The sequence below is a fragment of the Streptomyces sp. NBC_01408 genome, assembly GCF_026340255.1.
GTDB lineage: Bacteria > Actinomycetota > Actinomycetes > Streptomycetales > Streptomycetaceae > Streptomyces.
Map to the genome: position 1 here is coordinate 3,885,035 of NZ_JAPEPJ010000001.1, position 23,740 is coordinate 3,908,774.

The 23,740-nt window shown below is 72.8% G+C and carries 23 protein-coding genes and 1 tRNA gene; 11 read left to right on the forward strand and 13 right to left on the reverse strand.

Annotation, left to right across the window (positions count from 1 at the left end):
• Positions 1–180: 180 nt before the first annotated feature.
• The 7 genes from OG447_RS17660 to OG447_RS17690 form a co-directional block, all read right to left on the reverse strand.
• Entirely contained in the window at positions 181–1,422 is a 1,242-nt protein-coding gene (locus tag OG447_RS17660; protein WP_266937642.1) for an acyl-CoA dehydrogenase family protein, read from the reverse strand.
• A gap of 11 nt (positions 1,423–1,433) precedes the next feature.
• Positions 1,434–2,468 carry a phosphotransferase family protein gene (locus OG447_RS17665; RefSeq protein ID WP_266937644.1) on the reverse strand — a complete coding sequence of 345 codons (1,035 nt, stop codon included), beginning with the start codon at positions 2,466–2,468 and terminating at the stop codon, positions 1,434–1,436.
• A 121-nt stretch (positions 2,469–2,589) separates the two neighbouring features.
• Positions 2,590–3,501: an MBL fold metallo-hydrolase gene (locus OG447_RS17670; protein WP_266937646.1), complete on the reverse strand. Its 912-nt coding sequence runs from the start codon at positions 3,499–3,501 to the stop codon at positions 2,590–2,592.
• Positions 3,502–3,709: 208 nt separating this feature from the next.
• Positions 3,710–4,006, reverse strand: a complete 297-nt coding sequence (locus tag OG447_RS17675) for a hypothetical protein (RefSeq protein ID WP_266937648.1) — start codon at positions 4,004–4,006, stop codon at positions 3,710–3,712.
• 82 nt (positions 4,007–4,088) lie between these two features.
• Entirely contained in the window at positions 4,089–4,412 is a 324-nt protein-coding gene (locus OG447_RS17680) for a DUF202 domain-containing protein (protein WP_266937650.1), read from the reverse strand.
• Positions 4,409–4,807 carry a YidH family protein gene (locus OG447_RS17685; protein ID WP_266937652.1) on the reverse strand — a complete coding sequence of 133 codons (399 nt, stop codon included), beginning with the start codon at positions 4,805–4,807 and terminating at the stop codon, positions 4,409–4,411. The genes OG447_RS17680 and OG447_RS17685 overlap by 4 nt, the downstream gene beginning before the upstream one ends.
• A gap of 9 nt (positions 4,808–4,816) precedes the next feature.
• Positions 4,817–5,338, reverse strand: coding sequence for an NUDIX hydrolase (locus OG447_RS17690; RefSeq protein WP_266937654.1), 522 nt, complete (start codon positions 5,336–5,338; stop codon positions 4,817–4,819).
• A gap of 83 nt (positions 5,339–5,421) precedes the next feature.
• Here OG447_RS17690 and OG447_RS17695 point away from each other — a divergent pair, with 83 nt between their 5' ends.
• Positions 5,422–7,077 carry an FAD-binding dehydrogenase gene (locus tag OG447_RS17695; protein ID WP_266937655.1) on the forward strand — a complete coding sequence of 552 codons (1,656 nt, stop codon included), beginning with the start codon at positions 5,422–5,424 and terminating at the stop codon, positions 7,075–7,077.
• 186 nt (positions 7,078–7,263) lie between these two features.
• Here the strand turns inward: OG447_RS17695 and OG447_RS17700 are convergent, their stop codons facing one another.
• Positions 7,264–7,689 carry an ASCH domain-containing protein gene (locus OG447_RS17700; protein WP_266937657.1) on the reverse strand — a complete coding sequence of 142 codons (426 nt, stop codon included), beginning with the start codon at positions 7,687–7,689 and terminating at the stop codon, positions 7,264–7,266.
• Between the two features lie 269 nt (positions 7,690–7,958).
• Between OG447_RS17700 and OG447_RS17705 the strand changes: the two genes are divergently transcribed.
• The 3 genes from OG447_RS17705 to OG447_RS17715 all read left to right on the forward strand — a co-directional run bounded on the left by OG447_RS17705 (position 7,959) and on the right by OG447_RS17715 (position 12,159).
• Positions 7,959–8,906, forward strand: coding sequence for a hypothetical protein (locus OG447_RS17705; protein ID WP_266937658.1), 948 nt, complete (start codon positions 7,959–7,961; stop codon positions 8,904–8,906).
• A gap of 57 nt (positions 8,907–8,963) precedes the next feature.
• Complete coding sequence (locus tag OG447_RS17710; RefSeq protein ID WP_266937660.1) at positions 8,964–10,508, forward strand: APC family permease; 1,545 nt, start codon at positions 8,964–8,966, stop codon at positions 10,506–10,508.
• Positions 10,509–10,719: 211 nt separating this feature from the next.
• Positions 10,720–12,159: an amino acid permease gene (locus OG447_RS17715; protein ID WP_266937662.1), complete on the forward strand. Its 1,440-nt coding sequence runs from the start codon at positions 10,720–10,722 to the stop codon at positions 12,157–12,159.
• A 135-nt stretch (positions 12,160–12,294) separates the two neighbouring features.
• On the opposite strand, the gene OG447_RS17720 is transcribed toward OG447_RS17715, so the two are convergent.
• Positions 12,295–12,382 (reverse strand) — tRNA-Leu (locus OG447_RS17720).
• 168 nt (positions 12,383–12,550) lie between these two features.
• Here OG447_RS17720 and OG447_RS17725 point away from each other — a divergent pair.
• The 3 genes from OG447_RS17725 to OG447_RS32295 all read left to right on the forward strand — a co-directional run bounded on the left by OG447_RS17725 (position 12,551) and on the right by OG447_RS32295 (position 15,223).
• A complete protein-coding gene (locus OG447_RS17725; RefSeq protein ID WP_266937664.1) occupies positions 12,551–13,876 on the forward strand; it encodes a M20/M25/M40 family metallo-hydrolase in 1,326 nt (441 codons plus the stop codon).
• Positions 13,877–14,005: 129 nt separating this feature from the next.
• The gene (gene chpH, locus OG447_RS17730; RefSeq protein ID WP_266937666.1) at positions 14,006–14,239 is read left to right on the forward strand and encodes a chaplin ChpH; all 234 of its coding nucleotides are present in this window, start codon (positions 14,006–14,008) and stop codon (positions 14,237–14,239) included.
• A gap of 159 nt (positions 14,240–14,398) precedes the next feature.
• Positions 14,399–15,223, forward strand: a complete 825-nt coding sequence (locus OG447_RS32295) for a chaplin (RefSeq protein WP_323181783.1) — start codon at positions 14,399–14,401, stop codon at positions 15,221–15,223.
• Between the two features lie 42 nt (positions 15,224–15,265).
• Here the strand turns inward: OG447_RS32295 and OG447_RS17740 are convergent, their stop codons facing one another.
• Positions 15,266–15,454, reverse strand: a complete 189-nt coding sequence (locus tag OG447_RS17740) for a DUF5703 family protein (protein WP_266937668.1) — start codon at positions 15,452–15,454, stop codon at positions 15,266–15,268.
• Between the two features lie 47 nt (positions 15,455–15,501).
• Here OG447_RS17740 and OG447_RS17745 point away from each other — a divergent pair, with 47 nt between their 5' ends.
• Entirely contained in the window at positions 15,502–16,212 is a 711-nt protein-coding gene (locus tag OG447_RS17745) for a hypothetical protein (RefSeq protein ID WP_266937670.1), read from the forward strand.
• A 51-nt stretch (positions 16,213–16,263) separates the two neighbouring features.
• Here OG447_RS17745 and OG447_RS17750 read toward each other — a convergent pair whose 3' ends face one another.
• Together OG447_RS17750 and OG447_RS17755 are read right to left on the reverse strand one after the other, a co-directional pair.
• Positions 16,264–18,543 (reverse strand): helix-hairpin-helix domain-containing protein, encoded by a 2,280-nt coding sequence (locus tag OG447_RS17750; protein WP_266938927.1) that lies wholly within the window; start codon positions 18,541–18,543, stop codon positions 16,264–16,266.
• A 161-nt stretch (positions 18,544–18,704) separates the two neighbouring features.
• Positions 18,705–19,688 carry an aldo/keto reductase gene (locus tag OG447_RS17755; RefSeq protein WP_266937672.1) on the reverse strand — a complete coding sequence of 328 codons (984 nt, stop codon included), beginning with the start codon at positions 19,686–19,688 and terminating at the stop codon, positions 18,705–18,707.
• 101 nt (positions 19,689–19,789) lie between these two features.
• Here OG447_RS17755 and OG447_RS17760 point away from each other — a divergent pair, with 101 nt between their 5' ends.
• Positions 19,790–20,839, forward strand: coding sequence for an LLM class F420-dependent oxidoreductase (locus tag OG447_RS17760; RefSeq protein WP_266937674.1), 1,050 nt, complete (start codon positions 19,790–19,792; stop codon positions 20,837–20,839).
• Between the two features lie 302 nt (positions 20,840–21,141).
• Positions 21,142–21,930: a ferritin-like domain-containing protein gene (locus OG447_RS17765; RefSeq protein WP_266937675.1), complete on the forward strand. Its 789-nt coding sequence runs from the start codon at positions 21,142–21,144 to the stop codon at positions 21,928–21,930.
• 44 nt (positions 21,931–21,974) lie between these two features.
• Here the strand turns inward: OG447_RS17765 and OG447_RS17770 are convergent, their stop codons facing one another.
• The gene (locus tag OG447_RS17770; protein ID WP_266937677.1) at positions 21,975–22,967 is read right to left on the reverse strand and encodes a magnesium and cobalt transport protein CorA; all 993 of its coding nucleotides are present in this window, start codon (positions 22,965–22,967) and stop codon (positions 21,975–21,977) included.
• A gap of 53 nt (positions 22,968–23,020) precedes the next feature.
• Between OG447_RS17770 and OG447_RS17775 the strand changes: the two genes are divergently transcribed.
• Complete coding sequence (locus tag OG447_RS17775) at positions 23,021–23,722, forward strand: histidine phosphatase family protein (protein WP_266937679.1); 702 nt, start codon at positions 23,021–23,023, stop codon at positions 23,720–23,722.
• The last annotated feature ends 18 nt before the right edge of the window (positions 23,723–23,740 follow it).

Here is a 23,740-nt window from a genome sequence, read left to right on the forward strand (position 1 = left end):
CCCGGCCTCACCCAGCCCGGCCTCGCCCGGCCCAGCCCGGCCTCGCCCGGCCCAGCCCGGCCTCGCCCGGCCCCGCCCGGCCTCGCCCGGCCCCGCCCGGCCTCGCCCGGCCCCGCCCCGCCTCGCCCGGCCCCGCCCCGCCTCGCCCGGCCCCGCCCCGCCTCGCCCGGCTCCGCCGGGTCAGGCCCGGTACTGCTTCAGTTCCCGCCGCGCCAGTGAGCGCTGGTGGACCTCGTCCGGCCCGTCCGCCAGCCGGAGCGTCCGCGCCGCCGCCCACAGCTCGGCGAGGGGGAAGTCCTGGCTCACCCCGCCCGCGCCGTGCAGCTGCACCGCGTCGTCCAGGATCCGCACCACCGCCCGAGGGGTGGCGATCTTGATGGCCTGGATCTCGGTGTGCGCCCCCCGGTTGCCGGCGGTGTCCATCAGCCAGGCCGTCTTCAGCACCAGCAGCCGCAGCTGCTCGACGGTCACCCGGGCGTCCGCGATCCAGCTCTGTACGACGCCCTGCGCGGCCAGCTCCTTGCCGAAGGCGGTCCGTCCGAGCGCCCGCCGGCACATCAGCTCGATGGCCCGCTCCGCCATGCCGATCAGCCGCATGCAGTGGTGGATCCGACCGGGGCCGAGCCGGGCCTGGGCGATGGCGAAACCGCCGCCCTCCTCGCCGATCAGGTTTCCGGCCGGAACGCGCGCACCGTCGAAGACCACCTCGGCGTGGCCGCCGTGGTCGTGGTCCTCGTACCCGTACACCGTCATGGCCCGGCGCACCTCGACCCCGGGGGTGTCCCGGGGCACCAGGATCATGGACTGCTGGCGGCGCGGATCGGCGCCCTCCGGGTCGGTCTTGCCCATCACGATGAAGATCTTGCAGTCCGGGTTCATGGCACCGGAGATGAACCACTTGCGCCCCGTGACCACGTACTCGGACCCGTCCGCGGACCGCTCGATCCGGGTCTCGATGTTCGTCGCGTCCGAGGAGGCCACCTCGGGCTCGGTCATCGCGAAGGCGGAGCGGATCTCGCCCGCCAGCAGCGGGTGCAGCCACTGCTTCTTCTGCTCCTCGTTCCCGAACTGGGCGAGCAGCTCCATGTTCCCGGTGTCCGGGGCCGCGCAGTTGGTCGCCGTCGGGGCCAGGTGCGGACTGCGGCCGGTGATCTCTGCCAGCGGGGCGTACTGGAGGTTGGTCAGCCCGGCGCCGTACTCCGCGTCCGGCAGGCTGTGCTGGTCCACAAAGAACAGGTTCCACAACCCCTGGCGGCGCGCCTCGGCCTTCAGCTCACCGAAGACGGCCGGGGTGTCCCAGGGCGAGGCCAGCCGTGCGCGCTGCTCGGCGGCGACCGGTTCCGCCGGGTAGACGTACTCCTCCATGAACGCGAGCAGCCGCTCGCGGAGTTCCTCGGTCCGGGCGTCGAATGCGAAGTCCATGGTGGGATGCCTCAGCCTTCCTGCGGTTCCTGAAGAGTGGTCAGTCCGTGCTCGATGAAGACGGGGACCAGTTCGCCGATGCGGTCGAAGCCGGCGCCGACGGTCTGCCCGAGCGTGAAGCGGTAGTGGATGCCTTCGAGGATCACCGCGAGCTTGAACCAGGCGAACGCCGTGTACCAGGCGATGGCGCCGGTGTCCCGGCCGGAGCGGGCCGCGTACCGCTCGATCAGCTCGGCGGGGCTCGGATGGCCCGGCGCCCCGCTCGTCGTGCTGACCGGAGATTCGCTCAGGCCGAGGTCCGAGCTGTACATCACCAGCAGCCCGAGGTCGGTCAGCGGATCGCCGAGCGTGGACATCTCCCAGTCGAGCACCGCCCGGATCCTGTCGTCCGGGCCGCCGATCAGGACGTTGTCCAGCCGGAAGTCCCCGTGCACGACGGTCGGGGCGGGGGAGTCGGGCAGCGCCCGGCCCAGTGCGCCGTGCAGTTCGTCGATCCCGGGGAGCTCCCGGCCGCGCGAGGCCGCGAGCTGCTTGCCCCAGCGGCGCAGCTGGCGGTCGAGGAAGCCCTCGGGCCGCCCGAAGTCCCCCAGGCCCACGGCCTGCGGATCCACGGCGTGCAGCTCGACCAGCGTGTCGACCAGGCCCAGCACGGCCCGCCGGGTGCGCTCGGGCCCGATCGCCGCGAGCTCGCCGGCCGTCCGGAAGGGCACCCCCTCCACGTACTCCATGACGTAGAACGGCGCCCCGAGCACGGACTCGTCCTCGCACAGCAGCAGCGGCTCGGGCACCGGCACGGCCGTACCGTGCAGCGCCGCGATCACCCGGTGCTCGCGCCGCATGTCGTGCGCGGTGGCCAGCACGTGCCCGAGCGGGGGCCTGCGCACCACCCAGCGGGCGGTACCGTCGGTGATCTCGTACGTGAGGTTCGAGCGGCCGCCCTCGATCAGCCGGCCGCGCAGCGCCCCGGCCGCGAGTCCCGGGAGCGCCCGGTCGAGATGACCGCGCAGCCGCTCCAGATCGAGGCCCGGCGGTTCGGCTGAGCTCATGGTGTGCACCTCCGTGCTGGGTCTGTATCGGATGTCCTGAGCCATCATGCCGACCAGTCGGTATGTCGTCCAGAGCGCGGACCGGAGGAACTCCCCGGTCCGGCCGCGGATCCGCCGGGTATCAGGCGTGGCAGAGGATCGGCGTGCCGCCGTTCATCACCGTCATGTCCTTCAGCACCGCGAGGATGTCCAGCGGGCCGCCCTCCGGTCCGCCGGCCAGTTCCGCGTACGCCCGGTGCAGGTTCGCCACCAGCCGCTCGCTCTCGCGCCAGGCGGCGAACTCGCCGAGGTCGGCCTGACGGGCGACCTCCAGCGGGGTCTGGCCCTTCGCGCGGCCCTCCCGGGCGAGCGCGTCCACGTAGCGCAGGTACCGCTCGGTGGCCTCGTAGGCCGAAGGGTCGGTCAGGGGTCCGTGTCCCGGTACGACGGTCTCCGCGCCCAGGGAGCGCAGCAGTTCCAGGGCCCGCAGCGAGCCGGCCAGGGAGCCCATCGCCAGGAAGGGCGTGCCCTCGGCGAAGACCAGGTCGCCGGTGAACACCACCCGCTGCCGGGGCAGCCACACGATGGAGTCCCCGGTGGTGTGCGCGACACCGGGGTGGATGACCCGCACCTCCGTCTCGCCGACGTGCAGGGTCATCCGGTCGCTGTAGGTCAGGTCGGGCGGGGTGATCTCTATCGTGCCGAAGTCCGTCCCGGGCCAGATCATCTCCAGCTGGTGCCCGGCGGCGAGCTGTTCGGCACGCGCGTTGTCGTGTCCGAGGACCAGAGCCTCGGGGGCGAACACGCCGTTGCCGTAGGTGTGGTCCCCGTGGTGGTGGGTGTTCACCACGGTGCGGGGGAGCGGCACCCCGGCCGCCAGGACGGCCTCGCGCAGGGCCAGTGCCCGCCGCGCGGTGGCGGCGGTGTCGACGAGCAGCGTCCGGCCGCCGTCGCTCACGAAGCCCGCGTTGTTGAGGCACCAGCCGCCGTCCGGCTGGACGTAGGCGTACACCCCGGCCGAGGGCTGGACGAGGTAAGGCTCCGCGACGGTCATCTGCGCTCTCCCCGGGTCACTGTGACGGGCGGTCAGCATCCTGCCAGTCGTCGCGGTCCCGGGGGAGGGCGGGTGCGTTCCCGACCGTCTTTCGGTCAGGCGCGGGCGGCGGGGCCGGCGGCCGTTCGGCAGCCGACCGGCAAGCCGGTCAGGGGCCGGTCAGCCGCCGGTCCGGGGCGTGGCCGGGGCGCGGTCGGGGCGTGGCCGGTCAGTGGTCGTCGTAGTGGCCGTCGTGCTGGGCGTGCCGGTGGCCGTCGTGGAGGTAGTCCAGGTGGTCGCCGTGCGGGACCGCGTCGTGCCCGCAGTCCGAGCCGTGGGTGTGCGTGTGCGCCTCGTGCGGGGTGTGGCCGGCGCTCTCGCACTCGTCCCAGTGGCCGGAGTGCTCCCGGTGGAGGTGGCCGTCGTGCGCGTAGTCGACGTGGTCGCCGTGGGAGACCGCCTGGTGACCGCAGTCGGGGCCGTGGGTGTGGGCATGGGTGGGGTGTTCCAGGTGCTGGGTCGTCATGGGGCCGAGGCTAGTGCGGATAGTCCGAGATCGCCCGTTGTGTCCCAGCGGCGCGCGAAAGCCGGATCATCCGACCGCCCGCTCAGATGATCACGGCCACCGCGAGGGCCGCCAGTGCCATCGTGCAGGCCACCACCGCGAGGGCCGCCCGCCGCGACAACCCCGGCGGCCGCTCCGCCGCCAGCTGCCGGATCCGCCGGTGCGCCACCCCCAGGAACGCCAGCCAGATCAGCGTGGTCACCGCCGCTCCGGCCACCTCCACCGGGCTGCCGGACCCGCGCAGGGCCTGCCGCAGGGCCAGCACCGCCACCACCGAGCAGGTCAGCGTCGTACGCCGCCACGCGAGCCGGGTCCGCTCGGGCTGGAGCCCGGCGTCGCGGACCTCGCCGCCGCTGGACGCGCTCACCCCTCCGTCGTCCAGCCCAGCAGCACCACCAGGATCATCGCCACCGCGACCAGGGCGACCCCCAGGCTCAGCACCACCGGGAACCGGGACAGCGGCAGGTCCTCGCCCCGCCGCATCGCCCGTTCGCACCGCACCCAGTGGTTCACCGCCCGCAGGGCGCAGGCCCCGCCCACCGCGAGCAGCGCGAAGGCCATCGCGACCCGCACCCCCCAGCGCAGGTCCGGCAGGAACTGGTCCACGGCGAAACCGCCGCCCACCAGGGCCAGCGCGGTCCGGATCCAGGCCAGGAAGGTCCGCTCGTTGGCGAGCGAGAACCGGTAGTCGGGGGTCTCGCCCTCGTCCTTCACCCGCTCCGGCGCGAACCAGAGGCGCACGTCTTTGACGAAGTCGATCACCGGGTCAATCTACTGGCGCGGCTCCCGGTACGCGCGCAGCCGCCGGTACGCCTCCAGCCCGTCCGGCACCCACGCCCACGAGCCGTCCGCGACGCGCCGCTCCAGCTCCGCCTCCGGCAGCCACGCGTGCCAGTCCACCTCGGACGCCTGCGGATCCACCGGCAGCTCGCACCGCACCTCGTGCACGTACGACCACCAGGCCCCGCCCGGACCCTCGTACAGGAACTTGAACAGCGGTACGGGCTGCGGCAGCCCGGACACCCCCAGCTCCTCCCCGGCCTCCCGCAGGGCCGCCGAGGCGTAGCTCTCCCCGGCGCCGAGCACCCCGCCCACGAACATGTCGAAGTGCGCGGGGAACACCAGCTTCGACGCGGTCCGCCGGTGGACGAAGATCCGCCCCTCCGCATCCCTGGCCTGCACGAACACACAGCGGTGGAGCAGCCCGCGGGCGTAGACCTCGCCGCGCCGGGCCTGCCCCGTCACCCGGTCGTCCCGGTCCACCACGTCCAGTACTTCATCAGCGGCACTCACCCGTTCATCCAACCACCGCTGTTGACTGGTTACCGCTCCGTAGCCAAGGATCTGCCCCACCACCGACGGAGGACGGGTAGCGCATGACGTACGACGCAGACGTGATCGTGATCGGGGCCGGGCTCGCGGGTCTCGCGGCCACCGCCGAGCTCGTCGACGCGGGCCGCAAGGTCATCCTGCTCGACCAGGAGCCGGAGCAGTCCATCGGAGGCCAGGCGCACTGGTCCTTCGGCGGGCTCTTCTTCGTGGACTCGCCCGAGCAGCGCCGGATGCGGATCAAGGACAGCCGCGACCTCGCCCTCCAGGACTGGATGGGCACCGCCGGCTTCGACCGCGAGGAGGACGCCTGGCCGCGCCGCTGGGCCGAGGCCTACGTGGACTTCGCGGCGGGCGAGAAGCGGCCCTGGCTGCACGCCCAGGGGGTCCGCTTCTTCCCGGTGGTCGGCTGGGCGGAGCGCGGCGGCTACGACGCCGACGGCCACGGGAACTCCGTCCCCCGCTTCCACATCACCTGGGGCACCGGCCCCGGCCTGGTGGAGCCCTTCGTCCGGCGGGTCCGCGCCGGGGTGGCCCGCGGGCTGGTCCAGCTGAAGTTCCGCCACCGGGTCACCGGCCTGTCCCGCACCGCGGGCGCCGTGGACACCGTGACGGGCGAGGTCCTGGAGCCCTCCGACGCCGTACGGGGCACCGCGAGCAGCCGCGAGCGCGCCGGGGAGTTCTCGCTCCGGGCCCAGGCCGTGATCGTGACCAGCGGCGGCATCGGCGGCAACCACGACCTCGTGCGCGAGCAGTGGCCCGCCCGGCTCGGCACCCCGCCCGAGCGGATGCTCTCCGGGGTCCCCGCGCACGTGGACGGCCTGATGCTCGGCATCGCCGAGGAGGCGGGCGCCAGCCACATCAACAAGGACCGGATGTGGCACTACACCGAGGGCATCCAGAACTGGGACCCGATCTGGGCCCGGCACGGCATCCGCATCCTGCCCGGCCCCTCCTCGCTCTGGCTGGACGCGACGGGCAAACGGCTGCCCGTGCCGCTCTTCCCGGGCTTCGACACCCTCGGCACCCTCGAGCACATCATGAAGACCGGCCACGACCACACCTGGTTCGTCCTCAACCAGCGCATCATCGGCAAGGAGTTCGCGCTCTCCGGCTCCGAGCAGAACCCCGACCTGACCGGCAAGTCGGTCCGCGACGTCATCAACCGCGCGCGGCTGGCCGTACCGGCCCCGGTCAAGGCCTTCATGGACCACGGCGCGGACTTCGTCGTCGAGCGCGACCTGTCCGCGCTGGTCCGCGGGATGAACGCCGTCACCAAGGAGGACCTGATCGACGAGGCCGCACTGCGCCGCGTGATCACCTCGCGGGACCGGGAGATGGCCAACCCCTTCACCAAGGACCTCCAGGTGACGGCCATCCACGGCGCCCGCAAGTACCTCGGCGACAAGCTGATCCGCACCGCCGCGCCGCACCGGATCCTGGACCCCGCGGCCGGGCCGCTGATCGCGGTCCGGCTGTCGATCCTGACCCGCAAGTCCCTTGGCGGCCTGGAGACCGACCTCTCCTCACGCGTCCTGACGGCGGACGGCGAACCCCTGCCGGGCGTCTACGCGGCGGGCGAGGCGTCCGGCTTCGGCGGCGGCGGGGTGCACGGCTACCGGGCCCTGGAGGGCACCTTCCTCGGCGGCTGCCTCTTCTCGGGCCGTACGGCCGGCCGCGCCGCGGCCCGGGCGGTCGGCTGACGCCCACCCCTGCCGCCCCCGCCATCCCCCCTGCCGCCCCCGCCGTCCCCTGCCGGGTCGGCCGCCTCCGCCCGGGGCGGCCGGCCCGGCAGGGGGCGCCGGCCCGGCGCCGGCCCGGCGCCGGCCCGGGCCCCGCCACGAGCCCGGGCCGAGGCGCCTGTGCGCGCCCCGCAACCCGGGTGCATTTCAGGCCAGTCGCTCCACGACCCGGAACCGCTCCGCCACCACCAGCGTGTCGTCGTCCACCGTGTAGTGCGGATCCCCGAGGGCCTCCCGGACCGGAGCGCTGTGCCAGAACCCCTCGTGCCCGGCACGCCATTCGGCCACTGACGCGTACCCCTCGCCCTCGTCCAGCGCGTGCCGCAGGTCCACGTCGGCCAGCCGCACCACCCGGACCCCCGTCACCTCCACGACGGCCACCGGCCGCTCCTGCGAGTCCACCAGCGCCGCCCGCTGCCCCACCTCGGGAAGCGGCTCGCCCTCGGCCTCGTACTCGGGCAGCAGCCCGGTCGTCGAGGTCTTCGCCCCGCTCAGCACGGCCGCCACCAACTGGTCGCGCAGCGGCCCGGGGAAGCCGAGCAGGTAAGGGGGAAGGTCGTTGATCGAGGTCATGATCCGACCCTACGCGACCGGGCCGGCGGCCTCCCCGGACCGGCCCGGCCGGCTCAACTATGACCACCTGACACCCAGTTGAAACCCGCCACGCAGTGGACTGGACCTTGACTCGGAGCTGTGCGTACCGCTTTGCTGTCCGTGATCACCGGTTCGCTCACCGGCACGATCCCCCGACGACCCGATCGACCGCACCAGTCACGTGCATCATGCATGTTTTCAGGCCATCGCTCGCCCCGTCCGCCCGCGTCCTGGAGGGAAATCCGCGGATGTCCCCGCCTCCGCCGCCCCTCGGCCGCAGCCGCAAGCGGGACGCCCAGCTCTTCGACCCGGCCCTCTGTGATACCGAACTGGTCGACGTACGCGCCCAGTTCAGCCAGGGCCGCTGGGCCAGGGCCCGCTCCCTCCTCGTCGGCACCGGCGACGACTGGGACCGCCGCGGCCACCGCGTCGTCGTCCTCGCCGAGACCCCGGCCGCCACCGCCTGGGCCCGCGAATGGCTGCTCGCCGAACCCGAGAGCGCCGACGCCGCCACCCTCCTCGCCTGCGCCGCCGTCTTCACGGCGCTGCGCCGCAAGGGCTCGCCCGAGGCCGCCGAGGAAGCCTGCCGCCGGGCCGCCCTGCTGCTCCCCGCCGACCCCACCCCCTGGCTCGGCCTGCTGCTCCTCTCCCGCGCCTTCGGCTCCGAGGAGGAGTTCAGCCGCCACTTCGACCAGGTCAGGGCCCGCCACCGCGAACACCACCACGCCCACCACCTGATGGTCGCCAAACTGGCCGAGCGCACCCCCGCCGCGGGCCACGACCCCCTCCACGAGGTCTACGACTTCGCCGCCTGGGCCGCCGAGGAGTCCCCGGCCGACTCCCCGCTGGCCGTCCTCCCCGTCATCGCGCACGCCGAGCGCTACCGGGTGCTCGCCGCCACACACGGGCACACCTTCAGCAGCGCCGCCCAGCACTGGTCCGGCCGCCGCGCCCGCCAGGTCCTGCGCTCCGCCTTCGACTGGTGGCTGGAGTGGGAGCGCGAGGACCACCCCCGCAACCGGGTCGACCTCAACTTCCTCGCCCACGCCAAGCTGTGCGAGGGCCGCCCCGCCGAGGCCGCCGCCCTCTTCCACCGCATCGGCAGCCACGCCACCCGCGCCCCCTGGTCCTACCCGGACCTCGACCCGCACAAGGCCTTCCTCGCCGCGCGCAGCGCCGCACTCGGCACCGCTTGACCCTTCCCCCGAAGGGCCCGAAGACCCGCAGAACCCCACCCCCGAAAGGACGGCGCCATGCCGACGGGCAGATCCACCACGCTCCCAGCCTCACCCGAGATCAGCACGTACAAGGGCCAGGACCGGGCCCTGCGGGCCGACCGCCTCGGCACCGCCGGCCTGCTGCTCTCCGTACTCGCCGCCAGCGCGCCCCTCATGGTGGTCGCGGGTGTCATGCCCACGACCTTCGGTGTGATGGGAGTGGTCGGCCAGCCCCTGCTGTTCGTCGCCCTCGGCCTCGTCCTCGCCCTCTTCAGCGTCGGCTACGCCGAGATGAGCCGCCACGTCCACAACGCCGGCGCCTTCTACGCCTACATCGCCCGCGGCCTCGGCCCCACCGCCGGCGCCGCTGCCTCCCTGGTCGCCCTCGTCGCGTACAGCGCCATGCAGGTGGGCGTCTACGGCATCCTAGGCTTCGAGATATCCGGCCTCTTCGCCACCTACCTGAAGATCGAACTCGCCTGGTGGATACCGGCCCTGGTCGCGGTCGCCGCCACCGGAGCCCTCGGCTGGCTCAAGATCGACCTCAACGCCAAGGTCCTCGGCGTCCTCCTCCTCATCGAGTGCGCCCTCGTCGTCGTCTTCGACGTCGCCGCCCTCACCGAGCCCGGCCCCGAAGGCCTCTCGCTCCACGCCTTCAACCCCGAGACCCTCGGCGGAGCCGGCCTCGGCACGGCCCTGGGCTTCTGCATCGCCGCGTTCGTCGGCTTCGAGCAGTCCCCGGTGTACGCCGAGGAGACCAGCAAGCCGCACATCGTCGTCTCCCGGGTGATGTTCCTCGCCGTCGGCTTCGTCGCCCTCTTCTTCGCCTTCAGCGCCTGGGCCCTCACCGTGGCCACCGGCCCCGCCGAGGTCGTCAGCACCTCCGCCGAGGCCGGCCCCGGCCTGCTCTTCCAGCTCACCGAGACCCGGCTCGGCGGCACCTTCACCGACGTCCTGCACGTGCTCTTCGTGACCGGCATGTTCGCGGCCATGCTCAGCTTCCACAACGTGGTCTCCCGCTACGCCTTCGCCATGGGCCGTGAGGGACTGCTCCCCTCCGCCTTCGGCCGCACCAACCCCGGCACCGGCGCCCCCGGCACCGGCTCCCTCCTCCAGACCGGCGTCGCCACCCTCGTCGTGATCGCCTTCGCCGTCACCGACGACATGCCCGCCGGCGACCCCACCGCCCCCGTCCTGCACCTGTTCACCTGGATGGGCAGCGTCGGCGCCCTCGGCGTGACCCTTCTCATGGCCGCCGCCTCGTTCGCCGTCATCGCCTTCTTCGTCCGCCGCGGCACCGCCGGCGCCCAGATCTGGCGGCTCGTCGCCGCCGGAGCAGCCGGCCTCGCGCTGCTCGGCATCGCGGTCTACACGGTCAAGGACTTCGGCGTCCTGGTCGGCGCCGAGGAGGGCTCCGCCCTCAGCTGGGTCCTGCCCGGCATCATCGGGGCCGCCGTGGTGACCGGCCTGCTGTACGGAGCGGTCCTGCGCAGCCGCCGCCCGGAGGTGCACGCCCGCATCGGCCTCGGTAACGAAGCCTTCCGCCTCGACCAGGCGGCAGAGGCCACTCCGGGCGACTGACCTCGCTTTCCAGCCCCTACGAAGCCCCCGGCGCCCGTTTCCAAGGTCGTCGGGGGCTTCGGTGCGCAGGGGCTGATTTTGGCGGGTAGCGGAGCCTCATGGTCTCCTGGGTCGACAAATCACCGGACCGCGGCACAGGGGACACCACCCAGCTCCCCTGCGGCGCGGTCCGGACCTGCCCTGTCCGACCCCCACGAAGGCGAAGTCATACATGAGTGACCGCACCTTGACCGAGGCTCCCGCCCCGGCGTCTTCCCGCCATGTCGACGCCGGTGACGAGGGCTACAGCAAGGACCTCAAGTCCCGCCACATCAACATGATCGCGATCGGCGGGGCAATAGGCACCGGCCTGTTCCTCGGCGCCGGAGGCCGCCTCGCCGGAGCCGGCCCCTCCCTCGCCATCGCCTACGCGGTGTGCGGCGTCTTCGCCTTCTTCGTCGTCAGGGCCCTCGGCGAGCTCGTCCTGTACCGCCCCTCCTCGGGAGCCTTCGTCTCCTACGCCCGCGAGTTCATGGGCGAGAAGGGCGCCTACACGGCCGGCTGGCTGTACTTCCTGAACTGGTCCACGACCACCGTGGCCGACATCACCGCCGCCGCGACCTACGCGCACTTCTGGTCGATGTTCACGGACGTCCCCCAGTGGGTGCTCGCCTTCATCGCCCTGGCCGTCGTCCTCACCGCGAACCTGATCTCGGTGAAGTACTTCGGTGAGATGGAGTTCTGGTTCTCCCTGGTCAAGGTCGCCGCCCTGGTGATCTTCCTGCTGGTCGGCATCTACCTCGTCGCCACCAGCCACGAGATCGGCGGCCACACCCCGGGCCTGTCCACGATCACGGACAACGGCGGCATCTTCCCCTCCGGCATGCTCCCGATGCTCCTGGTGATCCAGGGCGTGGTCTTCGCGTACGCCTCCGTCGAGCTCTGCGGCGTCGCCGCCGGCGAGACCGAGAGCCCCGAGAAGATCATGCCCAAGGCGATCAACTCGATCATGTGGCGCGTGGGCCTCTTCTACGTCGGCTCCGTCGTCCTGCTCGCCGTGCTGCTCCCGTACACGGCGTACTCCTCCGACCAGAGCCCCTTCGTCACGGTCTTCGACAAGCTCGGCATCCCCGGAGCCGCCGGCGTCATGAACCTGGTCGTCCTGACGGCCGCCCTCTCCAGCCTGAACTCCGGCCTCTACTCCACCGGCCGGATCCTGCGCTCGATGGCCATGTCCGGCTCCGCCCCGAAGTTCACCGGCGTCATGAACAAGGGCAAGGTGCCGTACGGCGGCGTCCTCTTCACCGCCGCCTTCGGCGTCGCGGGCGTCGGCCTGAACTACTTCATGCCGAAGGACGCCTTCGAGATCGTCCTGAACTTCGCCTCCCTGGGCATCCTCGGCACCTGGGCGATGGTCATGATCTGCTCGCTCTTCTTCTGGCACCGCGCGCGCGAGGGCAAGGTCGAACGCCCCGGCTACCGCCTGCCCTGGGCCCCGTACACCCAGATCGTCACGCTGGTCTTCCTCGCCACGGTCCTGGTCCTGATGTGGTGCGACGGCGGAGTCGGCCGCACGACGGTCATGTTCGTCCCGCTCATCGCCGCCGCCCTGGTAGGCGGCTGGTTCCTGGTCCGCGGCCGAGTAGCCGAACTCGCCGCCGCCCGCGACTGACGACCGCGTACCACCCCGCTCCACCCCGCACCGCCTCCGGTACCCGCTCGGGTCCCGGAGGCGGTGTGCTGTGGTGCGTCTGCGGGTGGAAACGAAGAAGGACCCCGCCGAAGCGGGGTCCTTCTCGTCTTGCTCTGGTGTCCGAGGGGGGACTTGAACCCCCACGCCCGATAAAGGGCACTAGCACCTCAAGCTAGCGCGTCTGCCATTCCGCCACCCGGACAAGGTGTCTGTCTCGCGTCCCTCGCGGGCCGTTCCGACGTGGAAAACATTACCAAACATTCCGGGGTCCCCGATCACACCCCCCGACGGCCGGGGATCGCCCTTGGGGAGAGCGGCCCGGAGCGGGAGGATGGGAGCAGTTCGGTACTGATCAGTGGGAGGAAGCAGCGTGAGCGAGTCGAGCGCGGGCAGGACCGTCTCCGGCGAGGACGAGGTCGTCGACCTCTGCCGGGACCTCATCCGGATCGACACCAGCAACTACGGGGACCACTCGGGCCCAGGCGAGCGCAAGGCGGCGGAGTGGGTCGCCGAGAAGCTCGCCGAGGTCGGGCTGGAGCCGCAGATCTTCGAGTCGCACAAGGGACGGGCCTCGACCGTCGCGCGGATCGAGGGGGAGGACCCGTCGCGGCCTGCGCTGCTGATCCACGGGCACACCGACGTGGTTCCGGCCAACGCGGCCGACTGGACGTACGACCCCTTCGCGGGCGAGATCGCCGACGGGTGCGTGTGGGGCCGCGGCGCCGTCGACATGAAGGACATGGACGCGATGACGCTCGCCGTCGTGCGTGACCGCATGCGCAGCGGGCGCAAGCCCCCGCGCGACATCGTGCTTGCCTTCCTCGCCGACGAGGAGGCCGGCGGCACCTACGGGGCGCGGCACCTGGTGGACAAGCACCCCGGGCTGTTCGAGGGCGTGACCGAGGCGATCGGCGAGGTCGGCGGCTTCTCCTTCACGGTCAACGAGAACCTGCGGCTCTACCTCGTCGAGACGGCCCAGAAGGGCATGCACTGGATGCGGCTCACGGTGGAGGGCACCGCGGGCCACGGCTCCATGACCAACAACGACAACGCCATCACGGAGCTGTGCGAGGCCGTGGGGCGCCTGGGCCGCCACCAGTGGCCGGTGCGCGTGACCAAGACCGTACGGCACTTCCTGGACGAGCTCTCGGACGCGCTCGGGACCCCCCTGGACCCGGACAACATGGACGCGACGCTGGCCAAGCTCGGCGGCATCGCCAAGATGGTCGGCGCGACCCTGCGGAACTCGGCGGCGCCGACCATGCTGGGTGCCGGCTACAAGGTCAACGTCATCCCGGGGCAGGCCACCGCGCACGTGGACGGCCGCTTCCTGCCGGGCTACGAGGACGAGTTCTTCGCCGACCTCGACCGGATCCTCGGCCCGCGCGTGAAGCGGGAGGACGTGCACGGGGACAAGGCCCTGGAGACGGACTTCGACGGAAAGATCGTCGACGCCATGCAGAGCGCCCTGAAGGCGGAGGACCCGATCGCGCGGGCCGTCCCGTACATGCTCTCGGGCGGTACGGACGCCAAGTCCTTCGACGACCTCGGCATCCGCTGCTTCGGCTTCGCGCCGCTCCAGCTCCCGCCGGAGCTGGACTTCGCCGGGATGTTCCACGGGGTGGACGAGCGGGTGCCGGTGGACGGGCTCAAGTTCGGTGTGCGGGTGCTCGACCGATTCATTGACAACGCCTGAGATTCGGATCGGTGTGCGCATTCCACTGAGAAGAGTGAATGCGCTCATACGCTCGTAGCCCTGGTGATGCCTCCTCGTTACAGGTGGTGCGGTCCGCGGCTGGGACCGCATTGACTACTAGGAGGAACAATGATCAAGAAGGTTGTAGCCGCTGCGGCTGCCACGGGTGGACTCGTTCTCGCGGGTGCGGGCCTCGCCCACGCCGATGCGGGTGCCCAGGGTGCGGCCGTCGGCTCGCCCGGTGTCCTGTCGGGCAACGTGCTCCAGGTCCCCGTCCACGTGCCGGTGAACGTCTGCGGCAACACCGTGAACGTGATCGGCCTGCTGAACCCGGCCTTCGGCAACACCTGCATCAACGCCTGACGCGTCTGAAGTTCCGGCCCCGGAGCGCATTCCAGCGCTCCGGGGCCGCCGGGCTTTCCGGCCCGGCTCTCACTTTTCGGCGTACCAGGCGGGGGAGCCTGGAGAGCCAGGCCGCCGGGCGACGGCCGAAAACACGTACACACCAGGGGACGAGTACAGATGCGACGACCGGCACAGGTCACCAGGAAGACCCTGATCACCATGGCTGCCGCGGGTGGTGTCCTCGCACTGGGCGGGGGCTACGCACACGCGGACGCCGACGCTTCGGGGCATGCGGCGAACTCACCGGGCCTGCTGTCCGGGAACACGGTGCAGGCGCCCGTGGACGCTCCGGTGAACGCCTGCGGGAACACCGTCACGGTGGTGGGAGGCCTCAACCCGGCCTTCGGGAACGACTGCTCCAACATCTCGCACAAGCCGGGCAAGCCCCACAAGCCCGGTAAGCCGGGGCATCCCGGCAATCCCGGCAACCCGGGCCACCCCGGTCACCCGGGCGGCGGCGGGGACGAGCCGTGCGACGACCACCCGGGCCACCCCGGCAACCCGGGTACGCCGCCGGGCGGGAACAACCCCGGGAACCCGGGCGGCGAGAACCCGACCACACCCGGCAACCCCGGTACCCCGGGCACGGAGAACCCGACCACTCCCGGGACCCCGGGCACGCCGCCGGGCGGAAACCCCGGCACCCCCACAACCCCCGGTACGCCGGGCACGGAGAACCCGGGCACACCGGGTGGCGGCAACCCGGGCACCCCCGGTAACCCCGGCACCCCGGACGGCCCCGGCACCGGTACGCCGGGCACGCCCACCCTCCCCGGCCAGGGTTCCGTCACTCCCGTGACCCACCCCGGCCCCGGTACCGGCGGCGCACCCGGACTGGCCGCCACCGGCTCCGGTGACGTCCTCACGGCCGGTCTCCCGCTCGCCGGCGGCCTGCTGCTGGCCGGCGCGGTGCTCTACCGGCGGGCCCGCAGCGCCGCCTGACGGACGGCTCTCACGACGCGGGTCCCACTCCAGGGGCCCGCGTCACCACGTTGCGCGGACCTGGCGGATGATCCGGCGGCGCAGCCGCACACGGCGGCTGCCGTCCCGGTGCAGGGTCAGGCGGTCGAGCTCCCAGTTCCCGTACTCGGCATGATCGGTCAGCAGGCGCGTCGCCTCCTTGCGAGGAACGCCGCGGGCCACGTACACGTCGACAAATTCGTATTCCGGCATCGCATCTATTGTGCAAGCAGAGCCCTGCTACGGATAGCGTCTGCTCTATGTCTGATGCCGCTCTGCCCACTGTTGCCGAGGTACGCGCCGCCGCCGAGGCGGTCAAGGCCGCGCTCGACCGTCACCTCGCCGCGGTCGAGAGCAGGACCGGGGACGAGGACCCGGAGGTCTACGCAGCGTTCAACGAACTCGCCGCGGCGGCCGAGGAGTACGACGAACTCCTCTACGACCGGTACGACGAGGTCACCCCCTTCGAGATCCCCACCCCCGAGGACGGTGTCCCGTACACCGGGCCCGCCGATCCCACCGCGTTCAGCGTGCTCATCCGCCGTGACTACGCCGTGGTCGAAGCGCCGCGGCTGATCGCCCAGGCCGAGCGCGTCGCCGCGCACGACCGGGATGCGGAACTCGTCCAGGACGGTGGCACCGCGGGTGCGCTGGGTGTGCTCTTCGGGGAGTACGAGCCCGACGAGATCGCCTCCCGCTACAAGGAGTTCGGCCTGGAGGAGGGTGATTCCACGCTCTGGATCGCGGCCTCGGAGGAGGTGGCGGAACCGGGGGAGTGGCTCAACTCGCCCTTCGCGCACACCGATCCGGAAGACGTGCTGCACCGCTTCGACGTGAGCTCCGTCTTCGACGAGGAGAGCGACGAGTTCGACGAAGCGGCGGAGGAAGCGGAGGAAGCGGAGGAAGAAGAGGAAGAGGAAGAGGAAGAGGAAGAGGACGAGGCCGCGCAGCCGGGGCTGACCCCGGCCTGATCCGCGAGCCCACACCGCGGCCCCCGCCCCTCCGGGCGGGGGCCGCGGCCGTCACTCCGGCTGCTGCGCGGCCGAGGCCACCAGAGCCTTCAGCAGGCCCGTCAGCCGCGTCGTACGGGGTTTCGGCAAGACCTCCGCCACCGCGTGCGGCAGCGCCTGGTCGACGCCGTGCACCACGGACAGGTGCCGCTGCGCCCGCCCGAACGCCGTGTACACCCACTCCCGGGACAGGGCCTGGGCCGCGTCGCCCGGAAGGACGACGACCACCGCGGGCCAGCGCGCGCCCACGGCCTGGTGGGCCGTGACCGCCCAGCCGTGCCGGACCCGCGACTCCACCTGCTCCTTGGGTACGACGACCCGCACGCCCGCACGGTCCAGGTGCAGCCCCTGCGCGTCGGCCGACACCACCCGGGCCGGCTCGGCCCGCCCGGGGGAGGGCACGTGGACGACCCGGTCGCCCGGATCGAAGCCTCCGAACCGGCCCGGACCGGGGTTCAGGCGCTCCTTGAGGGCGGCGTTCAGCGCCCGGGTGCCCGCCGAGCCGCCGTGGCCCGGGGTGATCACCTGCACGCTGTCCGCCGGGATCCCGAAGGCCCGCGGCACCGACTCGGCCACCAGCTGCACGGTGCGGTGCACGGCCTCCGCCGCGTCCCGCACCGGGACGATGACGACCTCCTTGCCGGGGGCGTCGACCTGGTTCAGCTCCCCGATGCCGACCCCCGAGACCAGCTCGCCGATCGGGCCCGGATCAGGGGTACGGGAGACCACCTGGGGGCAGGCGCGGGCCGCCAGCACATCGGCGAACACCCGCCCGGCCCCGGCGGATCCGAGTACGCCCGGATCCCCGGAGAGCACCAGCCGGGCACCGTCCGGGACCGACTCCACCAGGGCGGCGGCGGTCTCCACGTCCAGCTGCGGCGCGTCCAGCACCACGAGCAGGTCCAGCGCGAACTGCCCGTCCGCGTCCCGTCCCGGCCCCTCGGCCCCGGACAGCAGGCCCGCCACCGTCACGGAGTCCGGACCGCCGGGGGCGTGCGCGGCCAGGCAGGTCCGCAGGCCGAGCTCCCCGGCGGCCGCGAGCAGGGCGAACGGCTCGGCACGGGCGGCCTCGCCGCCGATGTGGGCGGTCAGGCCGTGGCCCGCGACCGTGCGGATCAGCTCGGCGGCGGACGGGCTCGGCGCAGCCCCGGCCGCCTTCTCCCAGTCCGCCGGGGCGTCGAAGGTGTTGGCCAGCCGGGCCAGGCCGTCGGCCAGGCTCTCCTCGGCCATCGCGGCCCCCTCCAGGCCCACCAGGATGCGTACGGGCTCCTCCTCGCCCGCGTCGCCCTCGGCGGGCTCTGCGCCCTGCTGGCCCAGCGGCTCCTGGAACACCAGCACCGCGCCCTCCGCGATGGCCGCCTCCAGCGCCTCGGCCGGATCCGGTACGGCGTACTGGGCCAGCGCCGACCGCAGGACCGGGGCCTCCAGGGCGGTGTGCCCCTTGAGCGCGGCCTGGGCCAGCAGCCAGCCCACCAGTGCTCCGGTGCGCCGCTCGTCGCCGGGGCCGGCCTCGGGGCCCAGCAGGGCCCGCGCGAAGCCGTCCGCCTGCGTGGGGCGCACCGCGGCGACGGACAGCAGCCGCCAGGGGTTCTCGGCGAGGGTCTCGGCAGCACCCTCGCCCAGCGCGGCGGCGGCCTCGGCGGCCAGTGCCTCGGGGGCGCCGCCGCGGGTCAGGACGGCCCGTACCTCCTCGACCGCCCCGGGCGCGACCGCCGCGGGCGCGGCCGGGGCGACCGGGGTGCGCGGCTGCGGAGCCGGGGCGGCGGGGCGGCGGGGCGCGGGGGCCTCGTCGAAGTAGCCGGAGGGGGGCTTCGCGCCGCTCTCCACGGCCCGTACGGCGGCCAGCAGGTCGGCGGCCTTGCCGCTGAGCTTCGCCCCGGCGTCGACGGGCGCCTCCCGTTCCGCCTTGCGCCGGGCGATCCGCTCGCGCTCGATCCGCTGCGCGGCGAGTTCGGCTGCCGCCTCGCTCAGTGCGGGCTTCGCCGGGTCGGCGGCCTCGGCCTCGGCGACGGGCTCTGCGGGGCTTTCCCCCACCTCCGGCTCCGCCGCGGCGCGGGGCTCCGCCTCCGGCCCCCCGTCCCCGGCTCTGCCGGATTCCGCGGCTGCGGCCGGCTCGGGCTCCGTCGGCTCGTCCTCGGCAGCGGCTGACCGGAGTTCCGAATCCGGACCCCCGCCGGGAGCCTCGTACCCGGCTTCGTCGGGGTCCGCGGCGCCGGGTCCGGCCGGGGTCTCGCCCGAGCCGGTGCCGGGTTCGCCATCGGCGGCTGCCTGGGGTTCGGCCGGTGCCTCCACGCCAGCGGCGGTCGGCCCCGACTCCGGGGCGGGGGCAGCCTCGGCGGGGGTGCGGGTCTCCGCGGCAGCGGGCTCCGCGGGGGCGGGCTGCGCGGCCGTGGCCTCCGCCTCCGCTTCCTCCGCGGCAGCGGGATCGGCGGGCTCGGCCTGACGGTCCGTACTCACAGCGTGCTCCAGTCCTGATCGGGATAGCGGTGCACGGGCGCCGAAACATCGTCCAGCGCCCGGCAGATCTCCTCGGGAAGACTAAGGGCCTCCACCGACAACGCCTCCGCGAGCTGCGCGGACGTCCGCGCGCCGACGATCGGCGCGACCACCCCCGGCCGGTCCCGGATCCACGCCAGGGCCACCTGGAGCGGGGTCACGGCCAGTCCCTGGGCCGCGGTCGCCACCGCGTCGACGATCCGCCCCGCCGCCTCGTCCAGGTACGGCTCCACGAAGGCGGCCAGCGTCTCCGAGGCGCCGCGGGAGTCCGCCGGCACGCCGTCGCGGTACTTGCCCGTCAGCACCCCGCGGCCCAGCGGGGAGGAGGGCAGCAGGCCGATCCCGAGGTCGAGCGCGGCGGGCAGCACCTCCCGTTCCACGCCCCGCTGGAGGAGGGAGTACTCCATCTGTGTCGACGCCAGGCGGGTCCGTACCCCGGGGGCCGCCAGCTGCCAGGTCGCCGCCTTGGCCAGCTGCCAGCCGCAGTAGCCCGCGACCCCGGCGTACCGGGCCCGGCCGCTGCTCACCGCGAGGTCCACCGCCTGGAGGGTCTCCTCCAGCGGGGTCGACGGGTCGAAGGCGTGCACCTGCCAGAGGTCCACGTAGTCGGTGCCCAGCCGGTCCAGCGAGGCGTCCAGGGCGGCCAGCAGGTGCCCGCGCGAGCCGTCGAAGCGGCGGTCCGGGTCGCGGACGCTGCCCGCCTTGGTCGCGATCACCAGGTCTCGGCGCGGCACGAGCCCGCCGACCAGCTGCCCGAGCAGGTACTCGGCCTCCCCGCCGCCGTACGCGTCGGCCGTGTCGACGAGCGTGCCGCCCGCCTCCCAGAAGGTCTTCACCTGTTCGGCGGCGGCTTCCTCGCCGGTGTCACGGCCCCAGGTCAGCGTGCCGAGGCCGATCCGGGAGACGCGCAGTCCGGTGCGGCCGAGATGCCTCTGCTCCATGAGCGCTGAGACTACTGGGGCACTGACGCGGAGGACCCGGGCGCGCTACAGTCCCCCGCAGACCTACGTTACTGATCGGTAAACCGGTAAGGGGACGACACATGCGGCTCGGCATCAATCTCGGGTACTGGGGTGCGGGCATGGACGCCGACAACCTCGCCGTCGCACAGGAGGCCGACCGCCTCGGCTACGACGTGTGCTGGGCGGCCGAGGCCTACGGTTCCGACGCCCCCACCGTCCTGGCCTGGGTCGCGGCCCAGACCGAGCGCATCGACGTCGGCTCGGCGATCCTCCAGATCCCGGCCCGCCAGCCCGCGATGACCGCCATGACCGCGGCCACCCTGGACTCGCTCACCAAGGGCCGCTTCCGGCTCGGCCTCGGCGTCTCGGGCCCCCAGGTCTCCGAAGGCTGGTACGGCGTCAAGTTCGACAAGCCGCTGGCCCGGACCCGCGAGTACGTGGAGATCGTCCGCAAGGCCATGACCCGCGAGCGCCTCTCGTACGAGGGCGAGCACTGGACCCTGCCGCTGCCGGACGGCCCGGGCAAGCCGCTCAAGCTGACCGTGCACCCCGAGCGCGAGCACATCCCGCTCTACATCGCCGCCATCGGGCCGAAGAACCTGGAGCAGACCGGCGAGATCGCCGACGGCGCGCTGCTGATCTTCCCGGCCGCCGAGCACCTGGAGGCCACCGCGCTCACCCACATCCGGGCGGGCCGCGAGAAGGCCGGACTGACCATGGAGGGCTTCGACGTCTGCCCGACCGTGCCGCTGGCCCTCGGCGACGACGTGAACGCGCTCGCGGACGTGTTCCGTCCCTACACCGCCCTCTACGTGGGCGGCATGGGCAGCCGGAAGCAGAACTTCTACAACCAGTTGGCCCAGCGCATGGGTTACGAGAAGGAAGCCGCCGAGATCCAGGACAAGTACCTGGCGGGCGACAAGACGGGCGCCGCGGCGGCCGTACCGCACTCGCTGATCGACTCGACCACGCTGCTCGGTTCCGTGGAGCGGATCGCGGACGGTATGCGGGCCTACGCGGACGCCGGGGTCACCACGCTCACGCTGGCCCCGGCCGGATTCACCCTGGACGAGCGGGTCGCCGCGCTGCGCGCCGGTACCGAGGCGATGGAGCGCGCGGGCCTCGCCTGACATCCGCTGGGCGACAGCCGCCCCGACGGCGCCGCCGCACGGAGTCCGGCGCAGCCGCCCGAAGCCGCCTGGGGTCCCCCCGGACGGAGTCTGGGGGATGGTGCGAGGGCGGCGTCAAGAAGGAGAAGTCTGCGGCCGTGGTGGGGGCTCGGGGGGTCTTCCCCGCCACGGCCGACACAGCCAACAACGCCGGGAACGCCCGCCGGGTTACGCACCCGGGTCCATCGCCTCGGTTCGTTCATTCGGACGAGTAGTGCGACCTATCGGTTGCCCGCCCCGGCCACCGGCGTTTGACTCGAGACATGCTCTCTGCCCGCAGCCTGTTCCAGGAGATCGTCGACAACGACGACTCCTTCCAGCTGTTCTGCTCCATCGCCGCCAGCGGGGAGTCCCAGGGCGGCTGGGAGAACGCCCGCATCGCGGCCCTGGTGCCCGACTCCATGCGCAGGCTCGCCCCGAAGATCACCCGGCACGGTGCCGACGAGGACAAGCACGGGCGGATCTTCAACGCCCTGCTCCACAAGCGCGGACTGCCGCCCGTCCCTGTACCGCCCGAAACCGACTACACGATGCTGCTGGAGCGCAGCGGCATTGGCCTCGCGCACGACAAGCTGCGCCGCGAGGAGCCGCTGACCGAGGAGGACATCGTTGTCTACCTCGCCCACAGCCGGGTCACCGAGCAGCGCGCCGCCGACCAGATGGACATGCTGGTCAGGAACTTCGGGGACCACCCGGAGGTCGGCAAGGCCATCCGCATGATCAGCCACGACGAGGACAACCACCTCGCCTACTGCCACGAGGAACTGCTGCGCCTGGCCCGGGAGGGGTACGGCCGCACCATCCAGCGGGTGCTGCGCGAGAGCGCGCTCGTCGAGATCGGCGTCTACCGCGACGTGAGCCTCGCCGTCATGGGACACATGGGAGGGCTGCTGCGCTGGCCCGCACCCAAGGCCGCCGTGCTCGCCGCGGGCATCCGCGGGATGTACGCCTACGAGCGCTTCAGCGGCTGGCACCGGATGGTGAGCCTGCGCATGCCGCAGCGGCGCGACGCGCTCGGCGGCGCACCGGTCTCCGCCCCCGACTTCGCTTAGGCCCCGCGACGGTCCCGTGCCGGGTCAGGGCCCGGCCGGGCCGGCTACAGCCAGCCCCGGCGCTTGAACAGCCGGTGCAGGCTCAGGCAGACGCCCGCCATGAGCACCAGCAGGGCCGGGTAGCCCCAGGGCTGCCTGAGTTCCCACATGTGCTCGAAGTTCATCCCGTAGATCCCGGCGAGCATCGTGGGGACCGCCGCCATCGCCGCCCAGGCGGAGATCTTGCGCATGTCGTCGTTCTGCCGGACGCCCATCTGCGCCAGGTGCGCGGCCAGGGCGTCCGACAGCAGCCGGTCCAGGCCCTCGACGTACTCGTTCGCCTTGGCCAGATGGTCGGCCACGTCCCGGAAGAACGGCTGGGAGTGCTGGTGGACGAAGGGCACGCTCCCGAAGGCGAGCCGGTCCATCGGCTGGAGCAGCGGGCTCGTCGCCCGGCGGAACTCCAGGACCTGCCGCTTGAACCCGTAGATCCGGGCGGCGGTGTTCTTGGTGTCCGAGCCGTTCGGGGCGAAGACCTCCGCCTCCAGCTCCTCCAGGTCCGACTGGAGCTCGGAGGCCACCTCGATGTAGTGGTCCACCACGGCGTCGGACACCGCGTACAGCACCGCCGTCGGCCCGTGCCGCAGGACGTCCGGTTCGTCCTCCAGCCGGCGGCGTACGGCGGCCAGCGGGGCCCCCTCGCCGTGCCGGACCGTGACCACGAACGAGTCGCCGATGAACACCATCAGCTCGCCCGTGGTCACCGTGTCGGTGTCGTCGTCGTACAGGACGGGCTTGAGGACGACGAACAGGGAGTCGTCGTACACCTCCAGCTTCGGGCGCTGGTGCGCGGTCAGCGCGTCCTCCACCGCCAGCGCGTGCAGCCCGAACTCCTCGCGGACATGGTCGAACTCCTTCTCCGTCGGCTCGTACATGCCGACCCAGAGGAAGGCGTCACCGCTCGCCCGGGCCTGGTCGAGGGCGTCGGAGAAGTCCCCGGGTCCCTCGGTGCGGCGGCCGTCCCGGTAAATCGCGCAGTCCACAATCACGCGGCGCATTCTCCCCTGCCCACGGCCCGCCCGCACGCCCCGGCACCGCATACGCTGAACCCATGGCCACGCTGATCCTCGTACGACACGGGCGGTCCACCGCCAACACCGCCGGGCTGCTCGCCGGATGGACCCCGGGAGTCGCCCTCGACGAACGCGGCGCCGAACAGGCGGCCGCGCTGCCCGGGCGGCTCGCCGGGGTGCCGATCGCCGCCGCGGTCACCAGCCCGCTGCAACGCTGCCGGGAGACCCTGGCGCCGCTGCTGGCCGCCCGCCCGGAACTGGAACTGCACACCGACGAGCGGATCGGCGAGTGCCACTACGGGGACTGGTCGGGCCGCAAGCTCTCCGAACTGTCCGACGAACCCCTGATGAAGATCGTCCAGCAGCACCCCTCGGCCGCCGCCTTCCCCGGCGGGGAGTCCATGCGCGCCATGCAGGCGCGCGCCGTGGAGGCCGTACGGGACTGGAACGCGCGGGTGGAGGAGGAGCACGGCGGCGACGCCGTCTTCCTGATGTGCTCGCACGGGGACATCATCAAGTCCCTTGTCGCGGACGCCCTGGGGATGCACCTGGACCTCTTCCAGCGGATCCACGTCGACCCCTGCTCGGTGACCGCCATCCGGTACACGCCCACCCGGCCCTTCGTGTTCCGGCTCGGCGACACCGGGGACTTCGGCTCGCTGGTGCCGCGCGCGCCGAGCGACAAAGCAGCGGAAGACGGCGGCAACGCCGTAGTGGGGGGCGGCGCGGGCGCGGCGTGATCGAACGGCGCAGTAGGG

Excerpts from the sequence above, each read along its gene's own strand:
- OG447_RS17660 (WP_266937642.1), bottom strand. The coding sequence starts at position 1,422 with ATGGACTTCGCATTCGACGCCCGGACCGAGGAACTCCGCGAGCGGCTG.
- OG447_RS17665 (WP_266937644.1), bottom strand. The coding sequence starts at position 2,468 with ATGAGCTCAGCCGAACCGCCGGGCCTCGATCTGGAGCGGCTGCGCGGT.
- OG447_RS17670 (WP_266937646.1), bottom strand. The coding sequence starts at position 3,501 with ATGACCGTCGCGGAGCCTTACCTCGTCCAGCCCTCGGCCGGGGTGTAC.
- OG447_RS17675 (WP_266937648.1), bottom strand. The coding sequence starts at position 4,006 with ATGACGACCCAGCACCTGGAACACCCCACCCATGCCCACACCCACGGC.
- OG447_RS17695 (WP_266937655.1), top strand. The coding sequence starts at position 5,422 with ATGACGTACGACGCAGACGTGATCGTGATCGGGGCCGGGCTCGCGGGT.
- OG447_RS17700 (WP_266937657.1), bottom strand. The coding sequence starts at position 7,689 with ATGACCTCGATCAACGACCTTCCCCCTTACCTGCTCGGCTTCCCCGGG.
- OG447_RS17705 (WP_266937658.1), top strand. The coding sequence starts at position 7,959 with ATGTCCCCGCCTCCGCCGCCCCTCGGCCGCAGCCGCAAGCGGGACGCC.
- OG447_RS17710 (WP_266937660.1), top strand. The coding sequence starts at position 8,964 with ATGCCGACGGGCAGATCCACCACGCTCCCAGCCTCACCCGAGATCAGC.
- OG447_RS17715 (WP_266937662.1), top strand. The coding sequence starts at position 10,720 with ATGAGTGACCGCACCTTGACCGAGGCTCCCGCCCCGGCGTCTTCCCGC.
- chpH (WP_266937666.1), top strand. The coding sequence starts at position 14,006 with ATGATCAAGAAGGTTGTAGCCGCTGCGGCTGCCACGGGTGGACTCGTT.
- OG447_RS32295 (WP_323181783.1), top strand. The coding sequence starts at position 14,399 with ATGCGACGACCGGCACAGGTCACCAGGAAGACCCTGATCACCATGGCT.
- OG447_RS17740 (WP_266937668.1), bottom strand. The coding sequence starts at position 15,454 with ATGCCGGAATACGAATTTGTCGACGTGTACGTGGCCCGCGGCGTTCCT.
- OG447_RS17745 (WP_266937670.1), top strand. The coding sequence starts at position 15,502 with ATGTCTGATGCCGCTCTGCCCACTGTTGCCGAGGTACGCGCCGCCGCC.
- OG447_RS17755 (WP_266937672.1), bottom strand. The coding sequence starts at position 19,688 with ATGGAGCAGAGGCATCTCGGCCGCACCGGACTGCGCGTCTCCCGGATC.
- OG447_RS17760 (WP_266937674.1), top strand. The coding sequence starts at position 19,790 with ATGCGGCTCGGCATCAATCTCGGGTACTGGGGTGCGGGCATGGACGCC.
- OG447_RS17765 (WP_266937675.1), top strand. The coding sequence starts at position 21,142 with ATGCTCTCTGCCCGCAGCCTGTTCCAGGAGATCGTCGACAACGACGAC.
- OG447_RS17770 (WP_266937677.1), bottom strand. The coding sequence starts at position 22,967 with ATGCGCCGCGTGATTGTGGACTGCGCGATTTACCGGGACGGCCGCCGC.
- OG447_RS17775 (WP_266937679.1), top strand. The coding sequence starts at position 23,021 with ATGGCCACGCTGATCCTCGTACGACACGGGCGGTCCACCGCCAACACC.